Below are 5,804 nucleotides of genomic sequence, written 5' to 3' on the forward strand. Positions count from 1 at the left end.
GACATGGGGGTCAATTTCTTCGACAACGCCGATATCTACGCCAAAGGACAGGCCGAGATTTTGATGGGCAAGGCCATCAAAGGTTTGCCCCGCGAGGCGCTGGTCATCTCGTCCAAGGTGTTCTGGCCTACCATGCCCGGCCCCAACGGGCGTGGCCTTTCGCGCAAGCACATCATGGAGTCCATCCACGCCTCCCTGCGCCGCTTAGACACGGACTACCTGGACATTTACTACTGCCACCGCTTCGACCCCGATACGCCCATCGAGGAAGTGGTGTACACCATGAACATCCTCATTCAACAGGGCAAAATTTTGTACTGGGGCACCTCGGAGTGGACGGCGGCTCAAATCGCCCAGGCGGTGTACATCGCCCGGCAGCACCACCTGATTCCGCCGGTGGTGGAGCAGCCGCAATACAACATGTTCCATCGTCACCGGGTGGAGGCCGAACTGGCGCCCATCGCCCGCGAGTTAGGCATCGGGCTGACCACCTGGAGCCCGCTCTACTCCGGCATTCTCACCGGCAAGTACAACGACGGCATCCCTGAAGGCAGCCGCGCCTCGTTAGAGAGCATGGCCTGGATCCGCGACCGCATCACGCCGGAGCGCATCGCCATCGTGCGCCAGTTGAGCGAGGTAGCCGCCGAATTAGGGGTGACCATGGCCCAACTGGCCATCGGCTGGCTGCTGCGATTGAAGGTGGTCTCCAGCGTGATCACCGGCGCCACCAAGATCAAACAATTGAAAGAAAACCTGGCCGCCGCCGAGGTGTTGCCCAAACTGACCGACGAGGTGCTGGACCGCATTGAGACCATCCTGGGTAACGCGCCCGAAGACCACTAACCGCAGACGCTTCGGCCGATCGCCTTTCTCAAAACGCATGGTCTAAAAGGCCTGGTGGTTTCGCCATCAGGCCTTTTTCTTTCCCGCCCACGTGCCCAAAAACACGCGGTTTTGTTGTACAATCCATCAGAGAACCGCCGCATTCGCCCTCGGTCGGAGCGAGACCATGGCTTCTCTCGTCCATGTGTTCCCCACCTGTCTCATGGAAACCTTCCGCCCCCAGGCCATTGAGGCTGTGGAGCGGGTGCTGCAACGGGCCGGCGTGACGCCCCACCGGCTGCAACGCGCCACCTGTTGCGGCCAGCCCGCGTTCAACGCCGGGGATTGGGCCGCCGCCCGGCGCATGGCCCGCCACACCATCGAGGCGCTGGAAGCCCACCCCGGCCCTATCGTGGTGCCCTCCGGCTCGTGCACAGCCATGTTCCGCCAGCACTACCCCCACTTATTCGCCGAAGACCCAGACTGGCTTCCCCGCGCCCAGGCCCTGGCCCGGCGCACCTACGAGTTCACCGAATACCTGGTGGAGGGGTTGGGGGTGACCGACCTGAGGGCGGCTTTCCCCCACCGCGTGGCGTACCACCCTTCGTGTCACCTCCTGCGCGGGCTGGGGGTCGACCGCCAGCCGCGGGCCCTGCTGGCCCGCGTGCGCGGGCTGACCATGGTGGACTTTCCCGACGCCGAGGCCTGCTGCGGCTTTGGGGGCGTGTTCTCCGCCGAGCAGCCGGAGATCGCCCAGGCCATGCTGAACCGCAAGGTGAAGCACCTCCTCAGCGCCGCGCCGGAGGTCGTCGTGGCCGCCGACTTAGGCTGCCTGCTGCATCTGCAGGCCGGGCTTCGCCAGCGCCAGGCCAACGTGCCCGTGCTCCACATCGCCGAGGTGCTGGCCTCCTCCGACGAAGTGCCCTTGAGGAAGGAGGCGCCATGAAGGCCTTACGTCAGGCCGTTCGCCAGGCCCTGCAAAACGAGGCCCTGCGCGCCGCGCTCACGGCCAACGCCGAGCAGCGCAAGACGGCCCGAGAGCGGGCTCACGCTTCCCTGCCCGAACCCTGGGATGTATTGCGCCAGCGGGCCGCCCAGGTGCGCGCCGAGGCGCTTGCCCATTGGGACCAGGTGCTCGCCCACTTCCTCGACCAGGCCCGGGCCAACGGCTTCCAGGTGCATCTGGCGGCCAACGCCGCCGAGGCCCGGCGCATCGTGCTGGACATCCTCCGGCGTCACGCCCAGGCCCCAGGCCAACCTCATCTTCTGGTGGTCAAGTCCAAATCTATGGTCAGCGAGGAAATCGGCCTCAACGCCGCTTTGGAAGAGGCCGGCCACCAGGTGGTGGAGACCGACCTGGGCGAATTCATCATCCAACTGCGCGGCGAGCGTCCGACCCACATCATCACTCCCGCCGTGCATCTGCGCCGCCAGGAAGTGGCCCAGACCTTCCACCAGCGCTTAGGGATGCCCTACACCGAAGATGTGGAAGCCATAACGGCCACCGCCCGTCGCCACCTGCGGGAAGTGTTTCTGCAGGCCGATGTGGGCATCAGCGGGGTCAACTTCGGCGTGGCCGAGACGGGCAGCTTATGTATCGTGACCAACGAGGGCAACGGACGAATGGTCACCACATTGCCTAAGGTGCACATCGCCCTCATGGGCCGCGAGCGCCTGGTGCGCACCCCAGAGGACCTGGCGCTGATGCTCACCCTGCTCCCACGCTCGGCCACCGGGCAGGACCTCACGGTGTACACCACCCTCATCCACGGCCCGCGCCGCGCCGAGGAAGCCGACGGCGCCCCAGAGCGCCATCTGGTGGTCGTGGACAACGGGCGGCGTCGCCTGGCCCAAACACCTTTAGCCGAGGCCCTGCGCTGCATCCGCTGCGGGGCCTGCCTGAATGCCTGCCCGGTGTACCGCGAAATCGGCGGCCATGCCTATGTGGGCCGCCACGGCGAAGCCACCCCTTACCCCGGACCCATCGGTATTGTGGTCTCCAACGGCTTGTTCGGCTCGGAGGCTTTCGGCAACCTGGCCCAACTGTGCACCCTGTGCGGCGCGTGCACCGAGGCCTGCCCCGTGGCCATCCCCTTGGACGACCTCATCGTGCGGGTGCGGGCCGGTCAGGCGCCGACGACCCCACCCAACGGGGACGAGGCGCCACCCGCGTCCTCAGGCCCGGTGGGCGCGCCAGGGTGGGTGAAGCCCTTCATGGCCCTCTACGCCGGGCTGGCGCAGCGCCCCGCTTTGTTCCATCTGGCCAAAGGAATGGCCCGCCTGGGGACGCGGCTGCTGGGCCGCCGTCTGCCCGTGCCGCTGCTCCAGGGCGCCGCCGCGCCGACGGTCGCGCCCCGGCCCACCTTGCTCCCCGCCGAGGCTCCCACCGGCGCTCAGACACCCTCTCCATCGCCCGCCGCCGCCCGCGACCTGCGGGAATCTTTCCTCCGTGCCCTGGAGGCCCTGGGCGGTGAAGTGGTCCTCATTGCGCGGCGGGATCTGGCCCAGGCGTTGCGGGAACGCTGGCTGGCCCTCGGTCGCCCTCCCGTGGGCGCCTGGGCGCCGGAGGCCTTCCCCCATGGGCTGGGCACGGCGCTACGGGAAGCGGACCTCCCCTTGAGTCCGGCGCGGGAGGCCCAGGTGGGGATCACCGGATCCCCCCTGGCCGTGGCGGCGACCGGGAGCGTGCTTATCCCCTCGGGGCCGGGCCGTCCCCAGGAGGTCTCCCTGTTACCCCAAGCGCATTGGGTGCTGCTGCCCCAGGAGGCGTTGGTGGCCTCGCTGGAGGAAGCCTTCGCCGCCCCCGCCTGGCGGAAGGGCAGCATGGCGGTCTTTGTCACCGGCCCCTCGCGCACGGCCGATATCGAGATGACCCTCACCATCGGCGTCCACGGGCCGGAGCGGGTGGTGGTGTTTCTGGTGGAGTGAACGCCCCTTGCGCCCCTTTTTCCCGAATATGTGTTATGCTTAACCTAACCACGGGGGATGGTTCATCTTTTTTGCCAAAGGAGGCATTTATGTCCGAGCAAATCCCTGTATCACCCGGCACCACCGCCGACGAGCCGAGCAGCGACGACCGCCTGTGGGCCCTGCTGGCTTATATCCTCTCCCCTATCGTGCCCATCATCGCCTTGTTGATGGAGGAGAAGAAGAGTCGCCCCTACATCCGCTTCCATAGCGTGCAGGCGCTGGTGCTCGGCGTCATCAACATCGTGCTGAGCCTGGCCCTGAGCGCGACCATTGTGCTGGCCTGCATCCCCCTGTTCATCTGGCTCTACATGATCTACCTGGGTGTTCTGGCCTATCAGAGCAAGCCGTTCACCGTGCCCTTCCTCACCGATTTCATCCAAAAGCAGGGTTGGGCGTAAACCCCCAGGCCACGCCGCCGAAAGCCTTTGCCGCGCGCAAAGGCTTTTTTGGTGGCCCGTTTTGTGTTATCTTTAGCCCATGGGCGAGCGCACCTACACCCTCCGCGACCCACGCACCCTACGGGAAGTGCCGGTGGTCGTCCGGCGGGACAAACGGCTGAAGAAATCGGCTCGCTGGACGCAGCGCCCCGACGGCTCGCTGGTGGTGCGCATCCCCTCCCGCTTCCCCTGGCGCGAGGTGCCTCCGCTGCTCAAGGAAATTGAAGCCCATCTGGAACGGCTGGCCCGGCAGGCCGCCCGCCGCACCGACGAAACCCTGGCTCAACGGGCGCGGCAGGTGAACCGCAGATACTTCGGCGGACGGGTGCCTTGGGTCGCCACATCCGCTGGGTGAACAACATGGAAAAACGCCTGGGCAGCGTGACCCTGGGCGGAAGCACCCACGGCCACATTCGCCTTTCGGCCAACATCCAGACCTGGCCCGCCTGGGTGGTGGACTATGTCATCGCCCACGAGTTCACCCACCTGCTGCTGCCCGAGGAGGGCCACAGCCCCCGCTTTTGGGAGACCTTGCAGCAGGCCTATCCCCGCACCGAGCAGGCACGGGGCTTCATCAAAGGCTACTTCTTCGCCAAAGGCGAGAAAAGCGAGGAGGAAGACGCCCTATGAGCGCCCCCAGCGGCATTCAAGCCGTGCTTTTGGACTTCGGCGGGGTCATCCTGCACATCGACGACCCCGAGCCGCATCGCCGCCTGGCCCGCCGGTTAGGGATCCCGATGCGCGAACTGTGGTACGAAATTTACGAGGGCCCGCTGAGCGTGGCGGCCCAACGCGGGGAGATCACGCCCCAGGAACTCTGGCGCGGGCTGGCTCAGAAGTGGGGCTGGCCGCCCGAGCGCGGGCCGGAACTGGCCCGCATCTTCTGGCAGGGGATTCGCATCGAGACCCGCTGGGCCGACTGGCTGCGCGGCCTGCGCCCGCGCTACCGCACGGGCCTGCTCTCCAACGCCTGGGGCGATCTGCGGGAGACCATCCAGCGTCTGGGCATGGCCGATGCCTTCGACGCGCTGATCGTCTCGGCCGAAGAGGGTCTGCTGAAGCCCGACCCAGCCATCTACCGCCTGGCGCTGCGGCGTTTGGGCGTCGCGCCGGAGCAGGCCGTGTTCGTGGACGACCGTGAGGAGAACATCGCCGCCGCCCGCGCCTTGGGGATGCACGGGGTACGCTTTGCGTCGTTCGCTCAGGCGATGGCCGAACTGCACGCCCTGGGGCTACCTTGAGCCGTGGCTTTCGAGGGAAGCGACCATGCCCCTGGAACTTCCCCCCGACCTGCTCACCGCCTTTCACGCCGCGGCGCGCCTGGGCCACCCCGACGCCCTCAACGAGGCCTTAGAGGCCCTGGCCGCCCTGCCCCCCATCGCGGCCAACGCCTCCCTGAGCGAGGGGGAGGTGGGCCGGGTGCTGGTGCCCTTAGGCGAAACCCTGGCCGTGCCCACGGTGGCCATAGAGCACCTGCGCGACCTGCAACAGCCCCCCCTGGCCGCCCTGCGGGCCGTGGCCGCCGCTGCGCTGGCCGTGCGCTACCTGCGCAGCCTGCCCGCCGGGGCACGGGAC

8 protein-coding genes are annotated in these 5,804 nt (G+C 67.2%); all 8 read left to right on the forward strand.

Annotated elements, in window-relative coordinates:
• On the forward strand, positions 1–843 hold an 843-nt coding region (locus tag G4O04_09980; protein HEY58840.1), incomplete at its 5' end, for an aldo/keto reductase.
• A gap of 166 nt (positions 844–1,009) precedes the next feature.
• Positions 1,010–1,768: a (Fe-S)-binding protein gene (locus G4O04_09985; GenBank protein ID HEY58841.1), complete on the forward strand. Its 759-nt coding sequence runs from the start codon at positions 1,010–1,012 to the stop codon at positions 1,766–1,768.
• The gene (locus G4O04_09990; GenBank protein HEY58842.1) at positions 1,765–3,750 is read left to right on the forward strand and encodes an LUD domain-containing protein; all 1,986 of its coding nucleotides are present in this window, start codon (positions 1,765–1,767) and stop codon (positions 3,748–3,750) included. The genes G4O04_09985 and G4O04_09990 overlap by 4 nt, the downstream gene beginning before the upstream one ends.
• Positions 3,751–3,839: 89 nt before the next feature.
• Positions 3,840–4,190, forward strand: a complete 351-nt coding sequence (locus G4O04_09995; GenBank protein ID HEY58843.1) for a DUF4870 domain-containing protein — start codon at positions 3,840–3,842, stop codon at positions 4,188–4,190.
• Between the two features lie 79 nt (positions 4,191–4,269).
• A complete protein-coding gene (locus G4O04_10000) occupies positions 4,270–4,584 on the forward strand; it encodes a hypothetical protein (GenBank protein HEY58844.1) in 315 nt (104 codons plus the stop codon).
• A gap of 5 nt (positions 4,585–4,589) precedes the next feature.
• Positions 4,590–4,859 (forward strand): M48 family metallopeptidase, encoded by a 270-nt coding sequence (locus G4O04_10005; GenBank protein HEY58845.1) that lies wholly within the window; start codon positions 4,590–4,592, stop codon positions 4,857–4,859.
• On the forward strand, positions 4,856–5,470 hold the full coding sequence (locus tag G4O04_10010) for an HAD family phosphatase (protein HEY58846.1): 615 nt from the start codon (positions 4,856–4,858) through the stop codon (positions 5,468–5,470). The genes G4O04_10005 and G4O04_10010 overlap by 4 nt, the downstream gene beginning before the upstream one ends.
• A gap of 25 nt (positions 5,471–5,495) precedes the next feature.
• A partial coding sequence (locus G4O04_10015) for a hypothetical protein (protein ID HEY58847.1) occupies positions 5,496–5,804 on the forward strand: 309 nt, incomplete at its 3' end.

The organism is Anaerolineae bacterium (genome assembly GCA_011176535.1).
Taxonomy (GTDB): domain Bacteria; phylum Chloroflexota; class Anaerolineae; order Anaerolineales; family DRMV01; genus DUEP01.

Bases quoted from the DNA above. Each gene is read 5' to 3' on its own strand.
- G4O04_09985 (HEY58841.1), top strand. From the start codon at position 1,010: ATGGCTTCTCTCGTCCATGTGTTCCCCACCTGTCTCATGGAAACCTTC.
- G4O04_09990 (HEY58842.1), top strand. From the start codon at position 1,765: ATGAAGGCCTTACGTCAGGCCGTTCGCCAGGCCCTGCAAAACGAGGCC.
- G4O04_09995 (HEY58843.1), top strand. From the start codon at position 3,840: ATGTCCGAGCAAATCCCTGTATCACCCGGCACCACCGCCGACGAGCCG.
- G4O04_10000 (HEY58844.1), top strand. From the start codon at position 4,270: ATGGGCGAGCGCACCTACACCCTCCGCGACCCACGCACCCTACGGGAA.
- G4O04_10005 (HEY58845.1), top strand. From the start codon at position 4,590: ATGGAAAAACGCCTGGGCAGCGTGACCCTGGGCGGAAGCACCCACGGC.
- G4O04_10010 (HEY58846.1), top strand. From the start codon at position 4,856: ATGAGCGCCCCCAGCGGCATTCAAGCCGTGCTTTTGGACTTCGGCGGG.